This window comes from Azospira inquinata (genome assembly GCF_018905915.1).
Lineage (GTDB): Bacteria > Pseudomonadota > Gammaproteobacteria > Burkholderiales > Rhodocyclaceae > Azospira > Azospira inquinata.
Map to the genome: position 1 here is coordinate 2,233,401 of NZ_CP064782.1, position 25,555 is coordinate 2,258,955.

The 25,555-nt window shown below is 63.5% G+C and carries 22 protein-coding genes; 14 read left to right on the forward strand and 8 right to left on the reverse strand.

Features of this window, described 5'->3' with window-relative positions:
- Positions 1-36 precede the first annotated feature (36 nt).
- The 3 genes from lptD to pdxA are packed head-to-tail and all read left to right on the forward strand — an operon-like array spanning position 37 to position 5,155.
- Positions 37-2,802, forward strand: a complete 2,766-nt coding sequence (lptD, locus tag Azoinq_RS10225) for an LPS assembly protein LptD (protein WP_232368458.1) — start codon at positions 37-39, stop codon at positions 2,800-2,802.
- Between the two features lie 17 nt (positions 2,803-2,819).
- On the forward strand, positions 2,820-4,121 hold the full coding sequence (locus Azoinq_RS10230; RefSeq protein ID WP_216129408.1) for a peptidylprolyl isomerase: 1,302 nt from the start codon (positions 2,820-2,822) through the stop codon (positions 4,119-4,121).
- Positions 4,118-5,155: a 4-hydroxythreonine-4-phosphate dehydrogenase PdxA gene (gene pdxA / locus Azoinq_RS10235; protein WP_216129406.1), complete on the forward strand. Its 1,038-nt coding sequence runs from the start codon at positions 4,118-4,120 to the stop codon at positions 5,153-5,155. The genes Azoinq_RS10230 and pdxA overlap by 4 nt, the downstream gene beginning before the upstream one ends.
- Before the next feature lie 157 nt (positions 5,156-5,312).
- Here pdxA and Azoinq_RS10240 read toward each other — a convergent pair whose 3' ends face one another.
- Complete coding sequence (locus Azoinq_RS10240) at positions 5,313-5,891, reverse strand: DUF4337 domain-containing protein (protein ID WP_216129404.1); 579 nt, start codon at positions 5,889-5,891, stop codon at positions 5,313-5,315.
- A gap of 104 nt (positions 5,892-5,995) precedes the next feature.
- Entirely contained in the window at positions 5,996-6,625 is a 630-nt protein-coding gene (locus tag Azoinq_RS10245) for a TonB family protein (RefSeq protein WP_216129402.1), read from the reverse strand.
- A gap of 293 nt (positions 6,626-6,918) precedes the next feature.
- Between Azoinq_RS10245 and Azoinq_RS10250 the strand changes: the two genes are divergently transcribed.
- Positions 6,919-7,971, forward strand: coding sequence for an ankyrin repeat domain-containing protein (locus tag Azoinq_RS10250; RefSeq protein ID WP_216129400.1), 1,053 nt, complete (start codon positions 6,919-6,921; stop codon positions 7,969-7,971).
- A gap of 4 nt (positions 7,972-7,975) precedes the next feature.
- On the opposite strand, the gene Azoinq_RS10255 is transcribed toward Azoinq_RS10250, so the two are convergent.
- Positions 7,976-9,538: an MFS transporter gene (locus Azoinq_RS10255; protein ID WP_216129398.1), complete on the reverse strand. Its 1,563-nt coding sequence runs from the start codon at positions 9,536-9,538 to the stop codon at positions 7,976-7,978.
- Between the two features lie 495 nt (positions 9,539-10,033).
- Here Azoinq_RS10255 and Azoinq_RS10260 point away from each other — a divergent pair, with 495 nt between their 5' ends.
- From Azoinq_RS10260 to Azoinq_RS10295, 8 genes are all read left to right on the forward strand, one after another.
- Positions 10,034-10,642 (forward strand): DUF2889 domain-containing protein, encoded by a 609-nt coding sequence (locus Azoinq_RS10260; RefSeq protein ID WP_216129395.1) that lies wholly within the window; start codon positions 10,034-10,036, stop codon positions 10,640-10,642.
- On the forward strand, positions 10,639-11,799 hold the full coding sequence (gene sucC / locus Azoinq_RS10265; RefSeq protein WP_216129393.1) for an ADP-forming succinate--CoA ligase subunit beta: 1,161 nt from the start codon (positions 10,639-10,641) through the stop codon (positions 11,797-11,799). The genes Azoinq_RS10260 and sucC overlap by 4 nt, the downstream gene beginning before the upstream one ends.
- 21 nt (positions 11,800-11,820) lie before the next feature.
- On the forward strand, positions 11,821-12,714 hold the full coding sequence (sucD, locus tag Azoinq_RS10270) for a succinate--CoA ligase subunit alpha (RefSeq protein WP_216129391.1): 894 nt from the start codon (positions 11,821-11,823) through the stop codon (positions 12,712-12,714).
- 69 nt (positions 12,715-12,783) lie between these two features.
- Positions 12,784-13,506: a TerC family protein gene (locus tag Azoinq_RS10275; protein ID WP_216129389.1), complete on the forward strand. Its 723-nt coding sequence runs from the start codon at positions 12,784-12,786 to the stop codon at positions 13,504-13,506.
- Between the two features lie 63 nt (positions 13,507-13,569).
- Positions 13,570-14,544, forward strand: a complete 975-nt coding sequence (locus tag Azoinq_RS10280) for an ornithine cyclodeaminase family protein (RefSeq protein ID WP_216129387.1) — start codon at positions 13,570-13,572, stop codon at positions 14,542-14,544.
- A gap of 126 nt (positions 14,545-14,670) precedes the next feature.
- Positions 14,671-15,303, forward strand: coding sequence for an FHA domain-containing protein (locus Azoinq_RS10285; protein ID WP_216129385.1), 633 nt, complete (start codon positions 14,671-14,673; stop codon positions 15,301-15,303).
- A gap of 34 nt (positions 15,304-15,337) precedes the next feature.
- Positions 15,338-16,111 (forward strand): 3',5'-cyclic-nucleotide phosphodiesterase, encoded by a 774-nt coding sequence (locus Azoinq_RS10290; protein WP_216129383.1) that lies wholly within the window; start codon positions 15,338-15,340, stop codon positions 16,109-16,111.
- Between the two features lie 191 nt (positions 16,112-16,302).
- Positions 16,303-16,731, forward strand: a complete 429-nt coding sequence (locus Azoinq_RS10295; protein WP_216129381.1) for a pilin — start codon at positions 16,303-16,305, stop codon at positions 16,729-16,731.
- On the opposite strand, the gene tfpZ is transcribed toward Azoinq_RS10295, so the two are convergent.
- From tfpZ to Azoinq_RS10320, 5 genes are all read right to left on the reverse strand, one after another.
- Positions 16,732-17,565, reverse strand: a complete 834-nt coding sequence (tfpZ, locus tag Azoinq_RS10300) for a TfpX/TfpZ family type IV pilin accessory protein (protein ID WP_216129380.1) — start codon at positions 17,563-17,565, stop codon at positions 16,732-16,734.
- Positions 17,566-17,606: 41 nt separating this feature from the next.
- Positions 17,607-18,095 (reverse strand): SixA phosphatase family protein, encoded by a 489-nt coding sequence (locus tag Azoinq_RS10305; protein WP_216129378.1) that lies wholly within the window; start codon positions 18,093-18,095, stop codon positions 17,607-17,609.
- Between the two features lie 35 nt (positions 18,096-18,130).
- Positions 18,131-19,648, reverse strand: a complete 1,518-nt coding sequence (locus Azoinq_RS10310) for a CYTH and CHAD domain-containing protein (RefSeq protein ID WP_216129376.1) — start codon at positions 19,646-19,648, stop codon at positions 18,131-18,133.
- 11 nt (positions 19,649-19,659) lie between these two features.
- Positions 19,660-20,346, reverse strand: coding sequence for a Crp/Fnr family transcriptional regulator (locus tag Azoinq_RS10315; protein ID WP_332460825.1), 687 nt, complete (start codon positions 20,344-20,346; stop codon positions 19,660-19,662).
- A 99-nt stretch (positions 20,347-20,445) separates the two neighbouring features.
- A complete protein-coding gene (locus Azoinq_RS10320) occupies positions 20,446-22,383 on the reverse strand; it encodes a sigma-54-dependent Fis family transcriptional regulator (protein WP_216129375.1) in 1,938 nt (645 codons plus the stop codon).
- A 328-nt stretch (positions 22,384-22,711) separates the two neighbouring features.
- Here Azoinq_RS10320 and adh point away from each other — a divergent pair, with 328 nt between their 5' ends.
- Together adh and yiaY are read left to right on the forward strand one after the other, a co-directional pair.
- Complete coding sequence (gene adh / locus Azoinq_RS10325) at positions 22,712-24,232, forward strand: aldehyde dehydrogenase (RefSeq protein WP_216129373.1); 1,521 nt, start codon at positions 22,712-22,714, stop codon at positions 24,230-24,232.
- Between the two features lie 80 nt (positions 24,233-24,312).
- Positions 24,313-25,464, forward strand: coding sequence for an L-threonine dehydrogenase (gene yiaY / locus Azoinq_RS10330; protein WP_216129371.1), 1,152 nt, complete (start codon positions 24,313-24,315; stop codon positions 25,462-25,464).
- Positions 25,465-25,555 lie beyond the last annotated feature (91 nt).

A 25,555-nucleotide genomic window follows, 5' to 3' on the forward strand; every position in this document is an offset into this window, starting at 1 on the left:
CGGGCCTTCTTCCCCGGGCTAGAAAACGAATATTCCATGGTATTTCCCCGACGCCCGCTGGCACTTTTGATTTGCTGTGGCTTTGCCGGGGCCGTCGGCGGCCCCCTGGCGGCAACGGCCCAGGCCGGTACTCTGCCGCCCCTGGCGGTGGATCCGGCTCTGCTCGGCCTGCCCCCCTTACCTCCCAAAGCCACCGATCTGGCGCCGGCCCGCGCCGTGGTGCAGCCCGTGACGGCGGCCCCCCTTCCCGCTGCTAGCCCCCTGCCGGAAAGCGCGCCAGTTGCTCCAGCGCCAGCCCCAGCACGGCAGCCCCGGACTGTCGCCCCCGAAAGCAGCGCCGATCTGCCCCAGGCCGCTCCGCCCCGCCGTTCCCGCAAGACGGCCGCGTCCCGGCCCACGCCGGTGGCCGGACCAGCCCCGCTTCCCCAAGCCCAGCCAGCCGTTCCGGCAGCCACCGTGGCTGCTCCTGAGCCCGCCGTGGGGGAGGAAACGCCTCTGGACGTGAGTACCAATCTGCCCCTGGCCATGCGCCGGGCGGAGGATGAGAGCGGGGAAAATGCCCGGCTCACCGGAGCGGATACGGGCCCGGGCCTCTCCCTGCGCCTCGCTAAGTCCATGCCCCCCCTGCCCAAAAACGGGGATGCCCGTCCCACCTTCCTGGCGGCGGACAAAATGTACGGAGTCAATGACCGGGAATCCGTGCTGGAAGGCAACGGAGAACTGCGCCGCTACGGTTCCGTACTCACCGCCGACAAAATGACCTTCCATCAGGTGGAAGACGAGGTGGATGCGGAAAGCAACGTGGTGCTGACCCAGGAGAACAGCGTCATTTCCGGGCCAAAATTACACATGAAGCTGGGGGACAAGATTGGGGCGTTCCAAAGCCCCAGCTATACCTTCCAGCAAGAAGTGACCCAGGAAATCATGGGCCAGCCCATGACCGTGGGTAAGGTGTACGGCAAAAAAATCGTGGAGGGCCGGGGCCAGGCCGATTCCATCGATTTCCAGGGGGAAGACCATTACCAGTTGAACAATGCCACCTATACCACCTGTAAGCCGGGCAATGATGACTGGTATCTGAAAACCGATACCCTCAACCTGGATTACGAACGGGAAGTAGGGGAAGGCCGGGCTAGCACCTTGTACTTCAAGGATAAGCCCATTTTTTATGTGCCTTCCATGGACTTTTCCTTAGCGGACAAACGCCAGTCTGGCCTGCTGCCCCCTACCATCGGCAGTACCTCCACCGGGGGCATGGACATCACCCTGCCCTATTACTGGAATATCGCTCCCAATTACGACGCAACGGTAATCGGTCGGGAAATCACCAAGCGAGGTTTGCAACTGGGGACGGAGGTTCGCTATCTGAACTACGGCTATAACGGTACCTTCCGTTATGAGAATCTGCCCCAGGACAAGCTGGCGGGAATGACTCGGAGCGCGTTGTTCTGGCAGCATAATCAAACCTTTGCGAATGGCTTCTCCGGCCGCTTGGATATCAATAAGGTCTCCGACGACAACTACTTTACTGACTTGTCCAGTCGCATTGGCATTGCTTCCCAGAGCAATCTGGCCCGGGAAGGTAACCTCTTTTACAATTCCACTTGGTGGAATGCCCAGGCCCGGGTGCTCCATTACCAGACCTTGCAGACGGACCCGGCCAATCCGGTGACCAAGCCCTACAGTCTGCAACCCCAGCTGACCCTGAATGCCCGCCGCCCCGATTACCTGGGGGGCACGGATGTGGCCCTGTACGGCCAATACACGGACTTTGAGCATCCCACCTTTGACGTGGGCAAGCGGACCGTGCTTTATCCCCAGCTGTCCCTGCCCATGGTCACTTCCGGGTATTACGTCACCCCCAAGATCGGGCTGCACATGACCCGCTACGATCTGACCCGGCGTACCACCACGGGGGACGACAATGTTACCCGGGATCTGCCCATTTTCAGTGTGGATGCGGGGGCCACCTTTGAACGGCCCCTGGCCGTCTTTGGCCGGGATTACGTCCAGACCCTGGAACCCCGGCTGTACTACCTGAATGTGAAGGCCAAAAACCAGGACAACATTCCCCTCTTCGATACGGGGTTGGCGGACTTTAATTTCGGTCAGATTTTCTCGGAAAACATTTATTCCGGGCAGGATAGGATCGCCGACGCCAACCAGCTGACGGCGGCGCTGACCTCCCGTCTGGTGGATCCCAATACGGGGGTGGAATACCTGAAGGGCATGGTGGGCCAGCGGCTCTACTTCCGGGATCAGGTGGTGACTCTGAACCCGGGGGACGAAGTGCGGACCAACCGTACCTCCGATTTCTTGGCCGCCCTGTCCGGCCGGGTGCTGCCCAAGATTTATACGGATTCCGCCATCCAGTACAACCCCAATGACAAGCGTACCGAGCGCTTCACCCTGTCCGGCCGTTATCAGCCGGATACGGGGAAGGTCTTGAACGCGGGTTATCGCTTCACCCGGGATCTCTTGAAACAGGTGGACTTCTCCGGCCAGTGGCCCCTTTCCGGCGGCTGGAGCGGGGTGGGCCGTTATAACTACTCCATTCAGGACAAGCGCATCATCGAAGCGGTGGGGGGCATGGAATACAACGGGGGCTGCTGGGTCAGCCGGGTGGTGCTGCAACGCTATGCCACCACCACCGGTTCTTCCTCCACCGCCTTCTTCGTCCAGTTGGAGCTGAACGACTTCTCCCGGATCGGCTCCAATCCCCTGGATATTCTGCGCCGTTCCATCCCCGGCTACGGCCGCATCAATCAGCCGGCCGCCGATCCCGTATTCGGCAGCCAATAATTCCTAGCGAGATTGCCATGAAGCGTCTGCTGTTTTGTTTATTTCTCCTTAGCCTGGCGGGCCTGGTCCGGGCCGCCCCCCCTCTGCCCCAGGAGCCGGTGGAAGCGGATCGGGTGGTGGCGGTGGTCAACGATGAAGTGATTACCCTCCACGAACTGCAAAGTCGTCTGGATTCCGTGGTCAGCCAGCTGAAGCGCCAGGGCACGGAACTCCCCCCCCAGGAAGTGCTGCAAAAGCAGATGCTGGAACGGATGATCATGGATCGGATCCAGGTTCAGTACGCCAAGGAAAACGGCCTCCATGTGGAGGACGGGGAACTGGATATGGCTATCAACCGGATTGCGGCCAATAACAAAATGACTCCGGACCAGTTCCGTAAGGCCCTGGAAAAAGACGGGGTGGCCTTCGTCAAATTCCGGGAGGAAATTCGGGACGAAATGCTCATTTCCCGGCTGAAAAACCGGGAAGTGGATAGCAAGATCAACATTTCCGAAGGGGAAGTGGATAACTACCTGGCGGGTCAGGCCCAGGCGGGGGTTACCCCGGAATACCATCTGGCCCACATTCTGGTGCGTACCCCGGAAGGGGCCAGCCCGGAGCAGCTGCAAAAGCTCAAGGCCAAGGCGGAGCAGATCATGGAGCATCTGCGTAAGGGGGATGACTTCGCCCAGGTGGCGGCGGCCTATTCGGATGCCCCCGATGCCCTGGAAGGGGGCGATCTGGGCGTCCGTCCGGCGGACCGGCTACCCAACCTCTACGCGGAAGCGGCGGCCAAGCTCCAGCCCGGGGAAGTGTCGCCCCTGCTCCATAGCCCCAATGGTTTCCACATCGTCCGTCTGCTGGAAAAGCGGGGGGGCGGCGCGGCCCTGCCCCCGGTGCAGCAGACCCATGCCCGGCACATCCTTATCAAGGTCAATGAACTGGTGTCGGAGGACGAAGCCCGGCGCAAGTTGCAAGCGGTGCGGGAACGGCTGGAACATGGGGGCGACTTCGCCGAACTGGCCCGCCTCTATTCCCAGGACGGCACCGCCTCCAAGGGGGGCGATCTGGGCTGGGTTTATCCCGGGGATACGGTGCCCGAATTTGAGCGGGCCATGGACCAGCTTAAAGTGGGGGAAATCAGCCAGCCCGTCCAGACCCAGTTCGGTTTCCACCTGATCCAGGTGCTGGAACGGCGTACCCAGGACGTGTCCGACGAGCGGCGCCGGGTGCTGGCCCGGCAGGTGCTGAGGGATCGGCGGGCGGATGAGGATTATCAGGACTGGTTGCGCCAGATGCGGGACCGGGCCTACGTGGAAAACAAGCTGAACGAAGAATGACCCGCCCCCTGATTGCGGTCACCTCCGGGGAACCCGCCGGTATTGGCCCCGAGCTGTGCCGGGCCCTGACGGAAGAAGATTTCGGTGCCCGCCTGGTGGTGCTGGGGGACCGGCAGCTCCTGGCCCAGCGCTGCGCCGGAAAAGGGGCGGCCGTTGTCTGGCAGGACTATCGGGCGGACCCGGCCTACCTTCCTCCTGCCGGTACCCTGGAAGTGCTCCATCTGCCCCTGGCGGCCCCTGCCCAAGCCGGGGTTCTGGACCCGGCCAACGGGGCCTATGTGCTGTCCCTGCTGGATCGGGCCCTGTCCGGTTGCCGCGCCGGGGAATTTGCCGCCATGGTCACCGCCCCCGTGCATAAGGGGGTGATTAATCAGGCCGGGGTGCCTTTCACGGGCCATACCGAATATCTGGCGGACCACACGGCCACCCCCCGGGTGGTGATGATGCTGGCGGGCCAATCCCCCCTGGGGGGCCACGGTCCCCTGGGCCAGCCCGGCCCCCTGCGGGTGGCTCTGGCCACCACCCATCTACCCCTGCGGGCCGTGCCCGATGCCATTACCCCGGCCCTGCTGGAAGAGGTACTCACCATCCTGCACCGGGATATGGGGCGCAAGTACGGCATCCCCCGGCCCCGCATTCTGGTGGCCGGCCTTAATCCCCACGCGGGGGAAGGGGGCTATCTGGGACGGGAGGAGCTGGATGTGCAAATCCCCGTGCTGGAACGCCTACGGGCCCAGGGTATGGACCTGATCGGCCCCCTGCCCGCTGACACCCTGTTCACCCCACCCCAGCTGGCCCGGGGGGATTGCGTCCTGGCCATGTATCACGACCAGGGCCTGGCGGCCCTGAAATTCGCCACCTTCGGCCATGGCATCAACGTCACCCTGGGCCTGCCCATTATCCGCACCTCGGTGGATCACGGGACGGCCCTGGATCTGGCCGGGACCGGTCGGGCCGATACGGGCAGCCTGAAGGAGGCGGTGCGGGAAGCGGTGGCCATGGCTAAGCGTCAGGGCGGGGCGGTGTTAGTCTGATCCGGTGGCTGGAGCGTCCTGGCTCCAGGCAGAAAAAAGGGGGCGGATTTTTTCCGCCCCCTTTTTTCATGGAATGCCCGATGCCTTGAATGTGGCGATCTGGCCCGACCGCCAATTTTCGGGGGATACGGGCCAGGTTCCCCTGGGCGGCTCTAGCTCAAAGATGGGCCAGGGCAGTGAGGCCGATAACCACCCCGGCGGCCCCCACGCCCCAGGTGGCGTACTGGAGCCAGCGCCGCCGGGCGAGCAGGGTAATGGCGGCCAGGGAAATGGCCACCTGAATGGCGGTCATGGCCTGGGCCCAGCGATGGTGGCTGTGCATATCCACCTCGCTCTGTTCCTCCGCGGCCTTGGCCGACTGCTCCAGGGCCTCCGCCTTGGTTTTGATGTCCGCCTTTTCCTGCTTGTAGCGGGCGATGTCCTGCTGATAACGCTCCCGGGTAGCCGCCGGGCCCATTACCAGGGCCAGTTCCGCCAGATTCTGCTTATTGCTCTTGGCCTGGTAGAAATTCCATTGATCCGACGCCTCCGTCTTGCGGATGGTGGCTTCGTTCTTGTGTAGCAGGGCGTTGTTCTGGGTGGCACCCCCCTGGTAGCTGAAGAGGGCGCCCACGGTGGACAGCACGGCGGTCATGGCTGCCAGCCGGGAGGCGAAATTATCGCCGCTGGCCTCCTGGGTGGCGTGTTCCACCGCATGGTCATGGGGGCCGTGAACGTGAAAATGATCTCCGGACATGGGGGAGTACTCCTTCCAATCAAGCGAGGGAAAACGGGCGGAAGGCCCGGAAAGGGCGCCATTCTAGCCTGCCAAGCTGACCGTTGAATGAACGGTGGCGGGCTTTAGTGAAGACGGAAGCGTACCGGCAGCAGCAGCTCGTCCGGGGCATCTTGGGGCAGGGCTTTGAGGCGCCGGGCGGCGGCCACCGCCGCATCGTCCAGCAGGGCGGCCCCACTGCTCCGCTCCACCCGGGCGGCCAGGGCATTGCCCTGGGCGTCCAGAAACACCCGCACCAGGGTCTCTCCCTCCAGCCCCTGGGCCACGGCGGCAGGGGGGTAAGGGAGATATTCCGCCAGCTGGGCCTGGGCGGCCCGCAGCACCGGGTTGGGGGCTTTCATCACCACCCGGGGCTTGGCTGGGGCTTGCAACTTGGGGACCGGGGCAGGTGCCTGGGCCGGGGGGGAATGGGGGGCCGTTTCCTTGGTTTCTGCCGGGGCCTTGTGGACCACCGGGCTGGCTTTGGGTCGGGGGGGCGGTGCCGGGGGGAGGGACTTGGGGACTGGCTTGGCAGGCAGCGTCGCCCTTGGGGGCGGCGGTGGTGGCATCCGTAAGCGGGCCTCCAGACGGGGCATCCCCCGATCCGGGGACGCCCGCCCCATCCCCCGCCAGGGCGGTGTCACCACCAGACCGTGGAGCAGGAGGGACAGGCCCAGGGCCAGAATCAATCGGGAATTGGGGGAAAAGGGGGGCAAAACGTTGGCGTTTCCATGGACAGGGGGCGGGGAGCGGGTATGGCCTGGCTCCCAGGCTGGCGTAAGTTTAGACTACTGGCCCGGAAAATACAGACGGGCAATGGCGCTGGTAGGCTCGGTGAGCGCCGGGGAGCCCTATGATGAGGGCCTGGTTGGGGCTTATCTGTCCAGAAAGCCGTGGCTTTTCTTCTCCGGCCCTGGCCATACAATAACCCCAGCCGGGGGGCGTTTTGACTGGCGCCCCTATTACCCGTCATCCCCAGGGACTTAACCCCAGACAAGGAATCCTATCCATGAAGGTTTTTCTGCAAGGCAAGGGCCAGGGATTGGCCTGGACGCTGCCCTTTCTCCTGGTTTGGGGGGGGACGGCGGGGGCCCAGGACAGCACCCTCTTACAGGGCGCCAACCGCCCGTCGGTGGCCCGCCCCGCCTCGGCCTCCCAGCCGGAACCCATGGTGCTGCCGGACCCGGTGCGCTTCGGCCATGCCATGGAGCTGGGGGACATGTTCCAGGCCCGGCGCTGGCTGGAGGGGGGGCTGGACCCGGAGTTTGAGGCGGATCGGATTGGCACGGGGCTTATGATCGGCGCTTGGAGCGGCAATATTCCCCTCATGGAACTGTTTCTGGCCCACGGGGGAACGGTGGAACACCGCAACAGCCTGGGGGAAACGGCCCTGCTTCTGGCTGCCTGGAAAGGCCAGATCGGGGCGGTGAGCTGGCTTCTGGACCACGGGGCGGCGGTGAATCGGCCCAACGGGCAGTGGACCGCCCTCCATTACGGCGCCTTTGCCGGTCACCAGGAGGTGGTGGATTTGCTCCTGGCCCGGGGCGGGGACATCAATGCCCGTTCCCCCAACGGTTCCAGTGTGCTGATGATGGCGGTGTACGACGGCCATGAGGCCATGGCCAAGCACCTCCTGGAGCGGGGCGCCGACCCCAAGGTACGCAACGAGTGGGGAGATGGGGCCCTGGAATGGGCGGTGAAGTTTGACCACATGACCCTGGCCCGGGCCATTTCCTCCCCGGAAGAATTCGCCGCCGTGGCCAACCGGCCCCGTTCCGACTGGGGCCTGGCCCGTCGCTCGGAACAGGCGCCGGCGGAACTGGAGCGGCTCCTGCAAATCCGCCGCGCCATGCAGGCCAAGGGTTACAACGTGGAGCGTATCGACGGGCGCATTGCCGCCGCCCGGGCTAAATACGCCCGGATTTCCTCCCAGGCGTTACCGCCTAGCGCCATGGCTCTGGAGATCAGCGCCAAGCGGGCTAATCCCAAGGATCAATCCACCCGTCTGGTGGGCCAGGATAGTCGTAGCGGGCGGACTAAAAAAGCCAAGACCACCCCCTAAGGGGTCAGCGGCCCAAATCCACGCCCCGGGTCTCGGGCAGGTATTTGAGTCCCACCCCCAGGGCCAGGGCCAGGAATAGGCTGGGGTAGATCAGCCCGGCCAGGGGCTGGCCGCTTTCCACATTGATGAGGGTGACCAGGAAAGGAGACAGGCCCCCGATCCAGCCTGCCGCCAGATTGTGGGGCAGGGCCACGGCGGAATAGCGGAAGCGGGCGGGGAACAGTTCCGCCAGAACGGCGGTCTGGGGCCCGGTGATCAGGGCCACCGCCAGGATGGGAATGAGCAGCAGCAGGAACAGGAGGGCGTCCGAACCCGGGGCGGCCCGGGGTCCGGGCCAGCCCGCGGTCTGTAGGGCCGCCTTGATGGCGGCAGGATCGGGGCTGGTTAGCTGCTGGCGGCCTATGGTCAGGACAGGGTGGGGGGCGGGGGCCGTGTCATAGGCCACTCCCAACTGGGCCAGGGATTCCCGGAAGGGACGGCAGCTATTGTGCTCCCCAGGCCACAAGGTCGGGCCGCAGTCCGGCCCCTGGAGCCGTACCAGGGCCTGGGCGTTGAATCGGGCCAGATCCGGATTGCCTATCTGGAGCAGCCCGGCAAACACGGGTAGCAAGCCCACCGCCCCCACCAACAAGCCGGCCAGCAGCACCGGGCGGCGGCCGATCCGGTCGGACAGGGCACCGCAGGCCACGGTGAGGGGAAAGAGGGCCAGGGTGGCGGCCAGCACCAGGGCGCTGGCATGGCTGCTTTCCAGACCCACCACGGTTTTGAGAAACACGGTGCTATACACCTGGGCGGAAAAAAACAGCAGGGAGCCGCCGCTGGAAATGCAGAGAAACAGCAGGGCCATGCGTTTGCGGGTTTCCCCGTCCCCCAGGCAGTCCCGCAGGGGAGTGGCGGACAGCCGCTGTTCCCGGGCCAGCTGGCGGAATACGGGGGATTCGTGGAGGGCGATGCGGCTTTTCAGGGAAAGGGCCAGCAGCAGGGCGGACAACAAAAAGGGCACCCGCCAGCCCCATTGCTGGAAATCCGTGGTGGTCAGGCTGTGCTGGAGCAGCACCACCTGGAGGGTGGAGACCATCATGCCCAGGGGCCCCATGAGCTGGAGCACGCTGGTGAGCCGTCCCCGGGCCTCCGGTGCCGCATGTTCGGTTACGTAGACGGCACTGCCGCCGATTTCCCCTCCCACGGAAAGGCCCTGCAACAGGCGCAGGGCCAGTAATCCCAGGGGGGCCGCCAGACCTACCTGCCCATAGGTGGGCAGCAGGCCCACCCCTACCGTGGCCAGGCCCATGAGCACGATGGTCAGGATGAAAATTTTGCGCCGTCCCAGCCGGTCCCCCAGGGAGCCGAACAGGGCCGCCCCCAGGGGGCGCACTACCATGCCCGCGCCGAAGGTGGCCAGACTGGCCAGCAGACCGGTGGTGGGATGCTCCGGCGGGAAAAACAGGGGCCCGAAATAGGTAGCCAGGGTGGCGAAGGTGAGAAAGTCGTACCACTCCAGAAAGGTGCCGAAACAGGCGGCCAGGAGCACCTGCCGGGGCTGGGAGGAAGAATGGGGGGCGGTCATGGAGCGCCTATCAACAGGGGGAGGGCCATTATCCCTTGATCCCGGAAGCCCGGCCAGGGCGGGGCTTCCGGGATCAAGGGAGCCCGCACCCGCACCCGCACCCGCACCCGCACCCGCACCCGCATCCAAGCCCAAGCCCAAGCCCAAGCCCAAGCCCAAGCCACAGCCACAGCCACAGCCACAGCCACAGCCACAGCCACAGCCACAGCCACAGCCACAGCCACAGCCACAGCCACAGCCACAGCCACAGCCATTCTCGCCGGAGGGGCGCTTGTCAGCTTCCTTTAAGGTTGCTCCCCTATAGTTCCCAGCCGATTCCCCGGGGCGAATAAAGAAAATTCACCCTTCCATCTTGCCTGTCGGGGAATTTGTATAAATAATTATGAATTCAAAACTCAGAATTCAAAGAACTGTGCCCCCGGCTAGAACATTCGGATAAACTGGCTTTTCGTCCTTTGCCCCAGCATTTTTCCTGACTTTAAACGGCCCTAACCCATGCCCTTACCGCCGCCCGCCGCTCCCCGACAACGCCGCCATTGCCGCAGTATCCAGTTGCATGGATACAAGCGGGAAGACGGTTTGTGGGATCTGGAAGCCTGGATGACGGACACCAAGGACCATGATTACCCCCTCTCCACCGGGCTGCGTCAGGCCGGGGAGGCGATTCACCATATGGGCCTGCGCGTAACGGTGGATCGGCATTTCCAGATTTTGGACGCCCAGGGGGTGACCGAAGCCGCGCCCTACGGGGACCATTGCCGGGCCATTGTGCCCGAGTACCGCCGCCTGGTGGGCCTCAATCTGTTCCAGGATTTCCGCCGAGCCCTGCGCCAGCGCCTGGGCGGTGTGGCGGGTTGTTCCCATTTGACCGAATTGGCCATGGTGCTGCCCACGGTGGCGTTGCAGACCTTTGCCAGCGAAACACAAGACAACGAGGATCATGACGGCCGCCAGCCCTACCAGCTGGACCGCTGCCATGCCCTGGAAACCTCTTCGGAAGCGGTGCGGCGCTACTACCCGCGCTGGTATCGCGGCCAGGAACCGGCTAGGGGAGACGCTCCGGCCTTTTGCTCGCAACTTCAACCAAGCAAGGAAAGCGCATGAAAATTCATGAATATCAGGGTAAAGAAATCCTGAGAAAGTTCGGCGTGGTGACGCCGCGGGGCAAACCCGCCTTTTCCGTCGACGAAGCGGTCCAGGTGGCTGAAGAACTGGGCGGCAAGGTCTGGGTGGTGAAGGCGCAAATTCATGCCGGTGGCCGGGGCAAGGGGGGCGGGGTGAAGGTGGCCAAGTCCCTGGAGGAAGTGCGCCAATACGCTAACCAGATTCTCGGCATGCAGCTGGTGACCCACCAGACCGGTCCGGAAGGCCAGAAGGTGCGCCGCCTGCTCATCGAAGAAGGGGCCGACATCAAGAAGGAGTACTACCTGGCGGTGCTCACCGATCGGGCTAGCCAGAAGGTGGCGGTGATGGCCTCTTCCGAAGGGGGCATGGAAATCGAGGAAGTGGCCCACAAGACGCCGGAAAAAATTCTCAAGGAATTCGTGGATCCCCTGGTGGGGCTGACGGACGAACAGGCGGCCCGGCTTGCCCGGGGCATCGGTGTGCCGGAAGCCTCCGTGGCCAAGGCGGTGATCCTGTTCAAGAATCTCTACACCTGCTACATGGAAACGGACGCTTCCCTGGCGGAAATTAATCCCCTGATTCTGGAAGGGGACGGCAATATCAAAGCTTTGGACGCCAAATTCAACTTTGACGCCAACGCCCTGTTCCGCCATCCGGAAATTGTGGCCTATCGGGATCTGGACGAGGAAAACCCGGACGAAATTGAGGCATCCAAGTTCGATCTGGCCTATATCTCCCTGGACGGCAACATCGGCTGCCTGGTGAACGGGGCCGGTCTGGCCATGGCCACCATGGACACCATTAAGCTGTTCGGCGCCGAGCCGGCCAACTTCCTGGACGTGGGCGGTGGTGCCACCACGGAGAAGGTCACCGAAGCCTTTAAGATCATGCTCAAGAACCCCAAGGTGAAGGGCATTCTGGTCAATATCTTCGGTGGCATCATGCGCTGCGACACCATCGCCACCGGCGTGGTGGCGGCGGCCAAGGAGGTCCAATTGTCCGTGCCCCTGGTGGTGCGTATGAAGGGTACCAACGAAGACCTGGGCAAGCAGATCCTGAAGGAATCCGGTCTGCCCATCATCTCCGCCGACACCATGGCCGATGCGGCCCAGAAAATTGTCGACGCGGTCAAATAACCGGAAACGAGGAGTCACTGCATGTCCATTCTGATCAACAAGGACACCAAGGTCATCACCCAGGGCATCACCGGCAAGACCGGCCAGTTCCATACCGAGAAGTGCCAGGAATACGCCAACGGCAAAAACTGCTTTGTGGCCGGGGTGAATCCCAAAAAAGCGGGGGAAAAGGTGTTTGATATCCCCATCTACGCCACGGTGAAGGACGCGGCCCAGGCCACGGGGGCGACGGTTTCCGTCATCTACGTGCCTCCCGCCGGTGCCGCTGCCGCCATCTGGGAAGCGGTGGAAGCCGACCTGGATCTGGCCATCTGCATTACGGAAGGCATTCCCGTGCGGGATATGCTGGAAGTCCGCAACAAGATGAAGGCCAAGGAAGCCTCCGGTGGCAAGAAAACCCTGCTCCTGGGGCCCAACTGCCCGGGGCTGATTACGCCGGAAGAAATCAAGATCGGCATCATGCCCGGCCACATCCATCGCAAGGGCCGCATCGGCGTGGTTTCCCGCTCCGGCACCCTGACCTATGAAGCGGTGGCCCAGCTCACCGAACTGGGTCTGGGGCAGTCCTCCGCCGTGGGTATCGGTGGCGACCCCATCAATGGCTTAAAGCACATCGACATCATGCAGGCCTTCAACGACGATCCGGACACGGACGCGGTGATCATGATCGGGGAAATCGGCGGTCCGGATGAGGCGGATGCCGCCCGCTGGTGCAAGGAAAACATGAAAAAGCCCATCGTCGGCTTCATCGCTGGGGTCACCGCCCCTCCCGGGAAGCGTATGGGCCATGCCGGGGCCCTCATTTCCGGCGGTGCGGACACGGCGGAAGCCAAGCTGGCGGTCATGGAAGAGTGTGGCTTCAAGGTCACCCGCAATCCTTCCGAAATGGGTAAGCTGCTAAAGGCCCTGCTCTAAAGCGCTTCCTTCCAGCAAAAGGGGCGGACCGGTCACGGTCCGCCCCTTTTTTGTCTACAATGGCCGCCCATGAATCCTTATCTCGCACCCGATTCCCTGGCCTTCTGGTGGGCCCTGGCCCAGATTGTGGCGGTGGACCTGGTTTTGTCCGGGGACAATGCGGTGGTCATTGCCCTGGCCTGTCGCAATCTTTCCCTGGCCCAGCGCAAGCGGGGCATGGCTTACGGGGTGGCCGGCGCCGTGGTGCTGCGGGTGCTGCTGACCACCTTTGCCGCCCTGGTAATGCACCTGCCCTGGCTGAAAATGGCGGGGGGCTGCCTGCTGCTGTGGATCGGCATCAAGCTCCTGCTGCCGGAAGACGAAGGGGAGGGGGACATCACTGCGGCGGACAGCCTGTGGGGCGCGGTGCGCACCATCATTGTGGCGGACTTTGTCATGAGCCTGGATAACGTCATCGGCGTGGCCGGCGCCGCCCACGGGAGCCTGCTGCTGCTCTTCCTGGGGCTGGCCGTGTCCATTCCCCTGATCGTCTGGTCCAGTCAGCTGATTCTCCACTTCATGGAGCGCTGGCCCGTGGTGGTGACCCTGGGGGCCGCCCTCCTGGGCTACGTGGCCGGGGAAATGTTCTGGAGCGACCACGGCCTGGCCCGCTGGCTGGCGCCCTACCTGACCGGGGCCCCCCTATGGCTGCCCCAGGCCGTGGGGGTGCTGGGGGCCGTACTGGTGGTGGTTCTGGGAAAAGGCCTAGCCCGGCGTCGCCCGACCCGGCCCCAGCCCTTGGGGGGCGCCTGATAATTTTTTCCGCTGTCCCCTGGGGGCGGCTTTTCATTGCACGCTGTTTTTGAGGAGACCCGGGTGCCCCTTTACCTGAACGAAACCGACGTCCGGCAAATGCTGACCATGCCCCTGGCCCTGGAAGCCGTGGAAACGGCCCATCGGGCCCTTTCCCTGGAAGGCGCCCAGGCCGGCCAGGATACGCCCCGGCAGCGCACCCGCTTGCCCCAGACCGCCCTGCATCTGCTGCAGGCCGGGGTGCCCTCCCTGGGTATTCTGGGCTACAAGGCCTATACCTCCAACCGCAGCGGCAACCGCTTCAATGTTTTCGTCTTCGAGGCGGCCAGCGGCATTCTCCAAGGGGTGGTGGCGGGGGACTTTCTGGGCATGATGCGCACCGGTGCCGCCTCGGGCCTGGCCGCCCGGGTACTGGCCCGGCCGGATGCCCGGGTGGCCGGGGTGTTCGGCACGGGCTGGCAGGCCGGGGGCCATGTGGAGGCCCTGTGCACCGCCTTACCCCAGCTGGAGGAAGTTCGGGTGTTTGGCCGCAAGCGGGACAAGCTGGAAGATTTTTGTGCCCGTCAGGGGGAACGTTTCCCCTCGGTCCGCTTCCTGGCCGCCCCCTCTCCGGAAGCCACGGTGCGGGAGGCGGATGTGCTGGGCACCGTAACCACGGCGGCCAGCCCCCTGTTTGAAGCCGAATGGGTGGCTCCGGGCACCCACATTAACGGGGCGGGGTCCAACGCCATCATCCGCCAGGAACTCTCCGAAGCCATGGTGCGTAAGTGTGATCTGGTGGCGGTGGATACGGTGGACACGGCGGTCAAGGAAGCGGGGGATTTACTCCCCTTGCTGGAAAAAGGTCGGCTCCAGGCCCGGCAGCTGGTGGAACTGGGGGACATTCTGGTGGGCCGCCGCCCGGGGCGGCAAGACCGGGAACAGATCACCCTCTTTGAATCCCAGGGCCTGGGTATCCAGGATCTGGTGCTGGCCCACCGGCTCCTGACCCAAGCCCGGGAGCAGGGCCTAGGGGTGGAGCTACCCTTCGGCGCTTGACGGACCGATGGGACGATAAACGGAGATGTGGGCCGGGCCCGGACCCGGTATGCTAGGCGCCTGGAAACCGCCAGCCCGTCCGCCCTTTTTTGCGGCCCGGGTGCGGGGCACTTGAGGAATGAGGCAATGGCAAGGCTGATTTTGTCCATGGATGGCTTGGTGTTGAAGGAAATTCCCCTGAACAAGGAACGCCTCACCATCGGCCGCAAATCCCACAACGACATCCAGATCGACAATCTGGCCATCAGTGGGGAGCATCTGGCCCTGGTCTGTCTGGGGGAGGATTGCTTTCTGGAAGACCTGAACAGCACCAACGGCACCCTGGTCAATGGTCGGCCCGTGGCCAAGTGCGTGCTCAAGGACGGGGATGAGGTGGAGCTGGGCAAATACAAGCTCAAGTACCTGGTGGAAACCCCGCCCGTGGAGGGGGTGCCCCTTTCCGTTCTGGGGGAAACGGCCCTGCCCGGTCCGGGTAAAAACGGGGGCGCCGACCTGCCCCTGGGCAAAATGCGCCTGCTGACCGGGGCCAACCAGGGCCGGGAACTATCCCTGGTCAAGCCCATCACTACCCTGGGGCGCCCCGGGGTCCAGGTGGTGGTCATCACCCGCCGCCCCCTGGGCTATTCCCTGACCCCGGTGGAAGGTCCCGAACCGCCAAAAATCAACGGCCAGCCCGTACCCGAGGAGAGCCAGCCCCTACGGAATGGGGATCGGGTGGAGGTGGCCGGGGTTGCCATGACCTTCCTCCTGGAAGCTTGATCGCCTTAACCCCCATAAGCCGGAGTGACGCATTTTGAAAGTCAGGGTACTGGGCTGTAGCGGCGGTATCGGCGGGGCGGGGGACACCACCGCTCTGCTGCTGGACGAGGACGTGCTCATCGACGCGGGCACCGGGGTGGCCCGCCTGGAACTGGACTCCCTGTCCCGCATCGACCACGTTTTCCTGACCCATACCCACATGGACCACATCGCCTGCCTGCCCATGCTGGTGGATGCCCGGCAGGGGGAGACTCCCCTGGTGGTGCACGGCCTGCCCCAATCCCTGGAAGTGTTGCGCCGACACATATTCAACTGGCAGATCTGGCCCGATTTCACCACCCTGCCCGATCCCCAGCACCCCAAGCTGGCCTTCGCTCCCCTGGCGGTAGATGAGGCCATTGCCCTCTCCGGTGAGCGCTCCATCACCCCTCTGCCCGCCGTCCATTCCGTGCCCGCCGTGGGCTATTTGCTGGAAAACCCCGCCGGCAGTCTGGCCTTTTCCGGGGACACCTACCTGAACCCGGACTTCTGGCCCCGGATCAACCGCCAAACCAAGCTCCAGGCCCTGATCCTGGAAACCGCCTTCGCCGACACCCACCAGCCCCTAGCCCAAGCCTCCCGCCATCTCTGCCCCCGGTTGCTGGCGGCGGAGCTGGCCTGCTATACCGGGAAGGCCCCGGTGTTTTTGACTCATTTGAAGCCGGACCAAAAGGCAGAAATAGCCGCGGCGGTTCAAGACCTGCTGTCACCCGACCATGGGCTTCAGCGGGTGAGGGCTTTAACCGGGACGCACCGGTTTCAATGGTGATCCGGTATTTTTCCTAGTCGAGTGACCTTTTGCGGCGAAGACCTGCCGGAATTTGTCACTTTGAGATAGGGGGATTTTGGGATTGTGTATTTAGTGCGTTGATTTTTAATAATAAATTTTTTTGGCATCTTACTTGCGAGATAGAGTCCAACGCAACCAAGCGTGAAATTTTTCACATAGGAGGTCTTACCATGAAATCTATGCAAAAAGGCTTTACCCTCATCGAACTGATGATCGTGGTGGCGATTATCGGCATTCTGGCTGCTCTGGCCATTCCGGCCTATTCGGATTACATGAAGAAATCCCGCTTTTCTGAAGTTCAGGGCATTGCGGAAGCTTTGAAGAAGGATGTGGCCTTGTGTGCCGGGGACAATACGGCTAATCCGGGGACGTTTACCGGTTGTACCAATGGAGCTTTGGGTATTCCTCCCAAGCCCACCGCTACGACTAACACCGCCTCCGTTGCAGTGACAGATGGGGTGATTACCGGTACGGCGACAGCTGCTGCTGATGGTATCACTACGGTTTTAACTCCTACGTTGGATGCTTCTGGATCTGGTGTTATCACCTGGACTAATAGTGGTACGTGTGTTAACAAAGGCTGGTGCAAGGCAAATTAATTAAGCCCTGTTTTCCGGCCTGATTAGGCCGTCTGAAAAGCCCCCTCTGGGGGCTTTTTTATGCCTGGGCCGGGCCAGATTAGGTGAGTAAGGAGCGAATTTTAGAAACCGACCAGAATGTCCCTCTAATAAAGCCAGAGCCTGACCAAACCGGGTGACGACCGGGAGGCATTGGATTTGTGTAATGTCCATTCCGAAATTTTTTGCGTAAGTAGCCAATTGATCCAGGTCCTCTGGCGTTAACTTTAAATCGGTGACAGGCCGGCTAGACTGGAGCGCTTCCTTCTGTTGTGCCGCATAAGGGACGTAATACTTGGGGAAATTCTGAATCCCCATGCCTGCCAGGGCAGAGAAAGCTAGGTTGTTTTTTTCTTCTATCTCCGTTGGCGCTTGGGCTGCCACCAGTAGCGGGCCGCTCCAGCTAAGTTGGCGAAAACTGTCTTGTTTCCCCTGAGCCAAATCTTTGGGATCAAGTTCAATGGCCGAGACAACGTGAATTGCTCCATCGGCGTAGACGGCAAATACAGGGCGGCTGGCAAACATGGTGTATAGCCCATAGCTCATGGCGACCAATTGAATAAAGGCAATAACCCCTAAATCAAAGGGAAGGCTTTTTTTTCGGGGATTAAAAATGATTAGGGTGATCAGCGGGCCGAGAACTACATCAATGCCCCCAATTAGTAGCATGAGCTCTTTTCCCCCCATGGCGGAAAGTAGGGCAGGGGGATACCACAATAAAAGCATGGTGGCGAAAATGAGGGTGGAGATGCTGAGGCTGATTGCCAGGTGATAGGAAGCAGCTTGATAACGGGAAATTTTTCTTAAATAGGACATGGCTCTTTGTTAAGCAGCAAAGAACAAAAAGATGACGGAGTTTAAATTATAAAGTCAGGCGCAAGGACCGTCCGCAATACCGTTTGGGTTTCCCCGGCCCGTACCCGGTTAGAAAACCACCATAACGCCCCTTTTTTAATGGTCCAATTGGCTTCCTGTCCCGAGAGGAGTAGGGCGGCGAGGCGGCCCAGGGTGGGTTGGTGGCCCACCAGGAGGACGGCCTGGCTGGCGTCGGGCCAGCGGGCGGCGGCGAGGAGGTCGGCGACCCGGGCGTCTGGGGCCAGACGGCGGCTGGTTTCGTAGGGTAGGCCCAGGGCGTCGGCGGTCTGGCGGGTGCGCAGGGCCGGGCTGACGAGGATGTGCAAATCCGGCGGTAGGCGGGGACGCAGCCAGTCTCCCAGGTGCTTGGCCTGCTTTTGTCCCCGTTTGGTCAGGGGCCGGCTTAAATCCGGGTCTTCCCGGGAGGGCCCGGACTTTTCCCGCTCCCCCCCTTCCTCCGCTTCCGCGTGGCGCCACAGTATCAAATCCATGGATGTCTCCTCCTTTGATCTTATGGCGGTCTAGCTTACTCCCGGCCTGTTGCAGAGGCTTTGCGCTGGCCCCAGGGGGGCGAGGCCTTGTGGTAGTGGGCCAGGGCCGGCGGCAGCTGATCCAGCAGGGCGTCGCTCTTGCCCGCCAGCCAGCCCCGTAACAGAGGCGCCCGGCTGTCCGGCACCAGGGCATCCACCAGGGCCCGGGCCGTGGCCAGGTCGTTGAGTTGGCCCAACACGTCCTGGAGCCCGGTGAGGGCGGTCAGATAATCGGGTTTGCTCCCTTTGGGGGAGGCGGGGCGGTTGGCCGGGGCGAGAAATTCGCTGGTGTAGCGCAGCTTTTTGCAGGCGATGCGCAGACGGTGGCGGGCGGCGTGATCCCCCTTTTGCTGCTTGGCTTCCAGCTGGGTGACCTTGCTGGCCTGGCGTTGCAACTGGTGCTGGGCGAAATCTCCCCAGCGGCCCGGCCGTTCGGCTTCGGGCAGGGTGAACAGGGCGGTGGCGAAATCCAGCAACAGCCGGGAATAGGTGGGGCTGGCAAGGAGCCGCTCCAGGGCTTGTTGGCAGCGCAGCTGCCGGGCTCGGGCCAGGGCCTGGAAATGGGCCACATCCGGGTCTTCCGGAAAAGTGCCCAGGAGGGGAGGCAGGGTTTCCCCCAGGAGCACGTCCCAATTGCGGGCATCCCCCAGTTGGGCCCCCAGGGTCCGCCAGGGTTCTTCCCAATGATCCAGAAAAGAGGCGGGCAGGGCGGGGGCGAACAGCTTCAGGGCGGAGCGCAGGCGGCGAATGGCCACCCGGGCCTGGTGCACATATTCCCCATCCTGCCCCAGGCGGGCGCCCCGTTCATTGGCCTGGAGCTGTTCCAAGCAATTAAGGGCGATGGAGCGGAAAGCCTGGCGGGGCGTGATGTCTTCCCCCAGGGCCAGGGGACGGGCTTTGACCGGGGGGCTTTCCCGCCCGGTGAAGAGCCTGTAGCCCCGTTCCGCCTTGCTGGCCGCCACCGGATGGAGGATTTCCGCCTGGCCCAGGGCCTGGGCCAGGACAAAGAGCTGGGCTTCGTCCCCCGCCAGCAGTTCCAATTCCAGTTCGGTGAGGCTTTCCTTCTGGCCCCGGCTGGCGATCCAGCCCCGGTCCAGGGCCACTTCGATGCGGGTGCCGGGCACCGGACTTAGTTCCCAGGTGAGCCGGGTGAAATCGGTGGTGAACGCCGGTTCCAGGCGGGGCATCCGCTTTTCCAGCCAGCGGCGCAGGTCCTTGTCGTCCACGTGGTCAAAGTGAAACTGGCCAGGCTGGGTGGGGGCCTCCCATTCGCTGCGCCGGGCTAGACCCCCCTGGGCCGGGGCCGCCCCCTTGACCGTGAGCAGCCAGTCCCAGCCTTTGCGGCGCAGGCGCAGGGCCAGGCGGCGCTGCAACAGCTCCAGTTCCGGAGTGTCGTAATAGGTGTTGAGGAGCTTGGTGCGCTGGGGCGGAGTGGCTGTCAGCAGGGGGTGGGAGAGCAGGCGCCGGGCGGCGGTGGGACTTAAGCGGAGTTTCAGTTCGGTTTCAACGGCCATGGGATTGGGGCTCAGAGATCGTAGCGACGCAGGGCTTCCCCGTCGGGAATGTGGATATGGCGGCCTTCCACCCGGATCAGTCCGGCCTCGGCCAGCTCGTGGAGAATGCGGGAAAAATGTTCCTGGGTCAGGTTAAGGCGGGAGGCCAGGACCCCCTTGCTGGTGCTGAGGTGCAGGGTGACCGGCCCCCCGGCCTCCTGCTCCGGCAAATCCCGGAGCAGGAAACCAATGACCCGCTGACGGCCCGATTGGAGGGTGTAGGCCGCCACATCCGTGACCATCTGGTGCAGGCGGCGGGAAAGGCCCGCGATCATTTTGCGCCCCAGGCGGGGCTCCCGATCCAGTTCGGCAAACAGGGCTTCCTTGGCGATGAACAGCAGTTGGCTGTCCGCCAGGGTCTGGCCGTAGACGATGTAGGGCTTTTCCGCAAACATCAGGGCTTCCCCGAAGGTCTGGCCCTGGGACAGCACCTCCACCACCTTTTCTCCCCCCTGGGGCGAAGTAATGGCCAGTTTGACCTGACCGTACACCACCAGATGCATGCCGTTACAGGGATCTCCCTTGTGGAACAGGATCTGGCCTTTGGCGGCCCCCATTTCCCGGGTACCCCGGGCGATAGGGGCCAATTCTTCCGGGCTCAGGCCCTGGAACAGGGGGACGCGGGCCAGCAGGGTGGGAATATCCAAGGGGGCGGACATGGGCATGGGCAGAAAAACGGAGAGGCCCATGGTGACATTAGGGGGGCGGTGAAGCAAGCCGAGGGGGCCGAGCCGGGGCGTGGCCGCGGCCCCTTCGGCTCAGGTGGGACGCCGCAGATGGCGGTACAGGGTGTTGCGGCTGATGCCCAGGCGCCGGGCCGCCAGGGAGAGATTACCCTGGGCGGCAGCTACGGCCCGGGCAATTGCTGCCTCGGACTGGGCTTTGAGATTGTCCCCCGGCTCCCCGGCGGGGGCCGCCGTGAGGGGATCATGGGCCCCGTGTCGTTCCGTAGGGGTGACCAGGGCTTCCGCCAGATCGTCCGCCAGATGGCCCCAGTCGATAATGTCCTCTCCCTCATCCAGGAGGGCCACGGCGGTGTGCAGGGCGTTGGAGAGTTGACGCAGGTTGCCGGGCCAGGCGTAGGTGGCCATGGCCCGGGCCAGACCCGGGGCCAGCATTAGAGGCCGTCCCGGGGCGATCTGGGCGAGCATGGCCCGCACCAGATCGGCAAAGTCCTGGCGCTGGCGCAAGGGGGGCAGGGTTAGACTGAGACCGTTGATCCGGTAATACAGGTCGGTACGGAAATGGCCCGCCTCCACCGCATCCCGCAAATGGCAGTGGGTGGCGCAGATGAGGGCGAAATCCACATCCACCGGGGCGCCGCCTCCCAGGGGTACCACCTGGCGCTCCTGCAAGACCCGCAGCAGGCGGCTTTGCAGGCCCAGGGGCATGTCGCCAATTTCATCCAGGAACAGGGTGCCGCCCTGGGCTTCCCGGATGCGTCCCGGGCTGCCGTCCCGGCGGGCGCCGGTGAAGGCCCCGGGCCGGTAGCCGAATAGTTCCGCCTCGATCAGATGTTCCGGCAGGGCGGCGCAATTCACCGCCACAAAGGGCTGTTCCCGGCGGGGGCCGCTCTGGTGCATGGCCTGGGCGAAACGTTCCTTGCCCACCCCGGATTCCCCCTGGAGCAGGACCGGAATGGGTTTGCCCAGCACCCGGCGGGCCTTGTGCAGGAGCTGGCCGATCTGTTCGTCGGCGCCTCCCAGACCGGCCAGGGCGTCCTGGGGTGGCCGGGATTCCTGTACTGGGGTCAGGGCCGGGTGGGCGTTGCGTACCTGGACGAAAAGGGTCTGGCCCTGGCAACTCTGGACCGCCAGGGCCTGTTCCGGATGGCGCAGCCCCCATTCCCGCAGCCGGTCTTCCGGAATGTCCAGGAGCCGCTTCAGGGGTACGGCCCCCATGTCCCCCGGGGTGAGTCCGAGCCAGGTCAGGGCCGCCCGGTTGGCGGCTACCACCCAGCCATCCTCGCTCAGGGCCGCCACCCCCTCCGCCACGGTGCCGATGCCTTCTTCCCGGGGATGGAAGTGGAGGCGCAGCTGGCGCCGGTGGCGGGAGAGGAGCAGCCGGTTTTCGATCATCCGGGCGGCGGTCTGCACCAGGCCCCGGGTGTGGGGATGGTGGTGGCGCCGGTCACAGGAAATATCCACCACCCCCAGCAGCTGGCCGTCCGGGCCCCGCACCGGGGCGGCGCTACAGGCCAGGATGGCATTGCGTTCGAGGAAATGCTCCGAGCCCAGGATTTCCATGGGGGTGCCTTCCGCCAGGGCGGTGCCGATGGCGTTGGTGCCCCGGTCCCGCTCGTGCCAGGAAGCCCCCGGGGTGAGCAGTACCCGTTCGGCCTTGGTGAGGAAATCCGCATCCCCCAGGGCGTGGAGCAGCAGGCCCCGGCAGTCGGCCAGAATCACCATGCTGTGGGTGTCCCGCACCTGATCGTAGAGATATTCCAGAATGGGCTGGGCGTGGTCCAGAAATTCCCGGTGCTTGTCGAGGAAGCGGCTTAAGGCCGGGCCTCCCAGCCGGGATTCGCCCCGAGCCTGGCCCAGGGGTTGCAACCCGGCCTGGCGACTGCGTTGCCAGGAGAGGATCAGACGGTCATCCACCAGACCGGGGGGAATCTCCCGGCCTTCCAGAAAGAGGTGGCGGGCCTGGCGCAGGGCGGTGCCCGGCGGCCCAGCGGGATGGGCGGTGTGGGTCATGTCTCCTCCTATTGTGGTCGCTAAGCCTCTGATGGGCCTGGGAATCCGGCATGGGTCGGATCGAGTCAGTATAAAGCGGCGGATTTTGGGAGCAAGGGTTTTCCCGGAGTTTTTGAGGGGGCTGTATCACTTTGGGACAGTTGTGCTGATTCGGGGCGAACAGGAGGACAGTCCGGCATTTTTCGGGGCGGGGCAGAAAACGGGAAGTTATGGGGAATCATGGGGTTGGCAGGTGCGCTCCCGGCCGGTGTGGGATGGCACGGGCCTTGTATAGGCCTCCCGGCTCCCCAACAGGGGCGGCATTTACTTACACAATAAAGGAGACTCCATGCTTTATGCCTATCCCGGCACCCCCGGTGCCAAGCACGAGTTCAAAACCCGTTACGACAACTTCATCGGCGGCAAATGGGTTCCCCCCGTTTCCGGCGAATACTTTGAAGTTATCACCCCCATCAGCGGTAAACCCTTTACCCAGGCCGCCCGTTCCGGCGCTGCCGATATTGAACTGGCTCTGGATGCGGCCCACGCGGTCGCCGATTCCTGGGGCAAAACCTCCGCCACCGACCGGGCCAATGTGCTGCTGAAAATCGCCGACCGGCTGGAAGCCAATCTGGAAAAGCTGGCCTATGTGGAAACGGTGGATAACGGTAAGCCCATCCGGGAAACTCTGAATGCGGACGTGCCCCTGGCCATCGACCACTTCCGTTACTTCGCCGGTTGTCTGCGGGCCCAGGAAGGCGGCCTTTCCGAAATCGACGAAAACACCGTGGCTTACCACTTCCACGAACCCCTGGGGGTGGTGGGACAGATCATCCCCTGGAATTTCCCCTTGCTCATGGCCGCCTGGAAGCTGGCTCCCGCCCTGGGCGCCGGTAACTGCGTGGTGCTGAAGCCCGCCGAATCCACCCCCATCAGCATTCTGGTCCTGGCGGAACTGATCGCCGATCTGCTGCCGCCCGGGGTGCTCAATATCGTGAACGGCTTCGGTCGGGAAGCGGGCATGCCCCTGGCGACCAGCAAGCGCATCGCCAAGATTGCCTTCACCGGTTCCACCGCCACTGGCCGGGTGATCGGTCAGGCCGCCGCCCAGAACCTTATTCCCGCCACCCTGGAACTGGGGGGCAAATCCCCCAACGTGTTCTTCTCCGATGTGTGCAGCAAGGACGATGATTTCCTGGACAAGGCCATCGAAGGTCTGGTGCTCTTCGCCTTCAACCAAGGGGAAGTGTGCACCTGCCCGTCCCGCGCCCTGATTCAGGAAGACATCTACGACCAGTTCATTGAACGGGTGCTGGGCCGGGTCAAGGCCATCAAGCAGGGCAGCCCCCTGGATACGGAAACCATGATGGGTGCCCAGGCTTCCCAGATGCAGATGGACAAGATCATGTCCTACCTGCAAATCGGTAAGGAAGAAGGGGCCACCTGCCTCATCGGTGGGGACCGGGCCCAGCTGGGCGGGGATTTGTCCGACGGCTATTACATCCAGCCCACCCTGTTCAAGGGGCACAACAAAATGCGCATCTTCCAGGAGGAAATCTTCGGGCCGGTGCTGGCCGTGACCACCTTCAAGACGGAAGCGGAAGCCCTGGAAATCGCCAATGACACGCCTTATGGCCTGGGCTCCGGCGTGTGGACCCGGGACATGAACACCGCCTATCGCATGGGTCGGGGCATCAAGGCCGGTCGGGTGTGGACCAACTGCTACCACGCCTATCCGGCCCACGCCACCTTCGGCGGCTACAAGGAATCCGGTATCGGTCGGGAAACCCACAAGATGATGCTGGACCACTATCAACAAACGAAAAACATTCTGGTGAGTTACAGTCCCAAGGCGGTGGGCTTCTTCTAACCCGGAGCTTTTCACCCCTTGCGCCGGCCCCGCCATGGGGTGGGGTCGGCCTGAATCCACTACAACGAGGAGACAGGATTATGACTACCAGTACTTTTTTTATTCCCAGCGAAAACATCATGGGGGCGGGTTGCCTCAGCGACGCCGTACAGGTTATCCGCCAGAAGGGCTTTAAGAAGGCCCTGATCGTCACCGACAAGCCCCTGAAGGAACTGGGGGTGGCGGGCCGGGTTCTGAGCCTGTTGCAAGGGGCCGGCATGGACGGCGTGATTTACGATGGGGTCAAACCCAACCCCACCACCGCCAATGTGGACGCCGGTCTGGCCCTGCTCAAGGGGGACCAGTGCGATTTCGTGATTTCCCTGGGGGGCGGGTCCCCCCACGACTGTGCCAAGGGCATCGCCCTCTGTGCGGCCAACGGCGGCAAGATCGCCGACTACGAGGGGGTGGATCAGTCCGCCAAGCCCCAGCTGCCCCTGGTGTCCATCAACACCACCGCCGGCACGGCCAGCGAAATGACCCGCTTCTGCATCATTACGGACGAATCCCGGCACGTGAAAATGGCCATTGTGGATCGTCACGTCACCCCCATTCTTTCCGTCAATGATCCGGAACTGATGGCTGGTATGCCCAAGGGCCTGACCGCTGCCACCGGTATGGATGCGTTGACCCACGCGGTGGAAGCCTATGTCTCCATCGCCGCCACCCCGATTACGGATGCCTGTGCCCTGAAGGCGGTGCGCCTGATTGCGGACAATCTGCGTAGTGCCGTGGCCAACGGGGCCGATATGGGCGCCCGGGAACAGATGGCCTACGCCCAGTTCCTGGCCGGGATGGCCTTCAACAACGCTTCCCTGGGCTACGTCCATGCCATGGCCCACCAGTTGGGCGGCTTCTACGATCTGCCCCACGGGGTCTGTAATGCGGTGCTCCTGCCCCATGTGCAGGAATTCAATGCCCGGGACGTGGCGCCCCGCTTGAAGGAAGTAGGGGAGGCCATGGGCCTGAACCTCTCCGGACTGACGGCAGAAGCCGGGGCCAAGGCGGCCATCCAGGCCATTCGCCAGCTCAGCGTGGATGTGGGCATTCCCCCCAACCTCACGGCCCTGGGCGCCAAGGCGGAAGACATTCCCACCCTGGCCGCCAATGCCATGAAGGATGCCTGCGGTCTGACCAATCCTCGGCGGGCCAGCCAGGCGGAAATCGAAGGGATTTTCGCCGCCGCCATGTAACGGAACAACGGTGGGCGCCCGTCCCGGTGGATTTACGCCGGGATTGAAGGGGGCAAATACCCGGGGCGCCTACCCCCAATTGCATCATCTC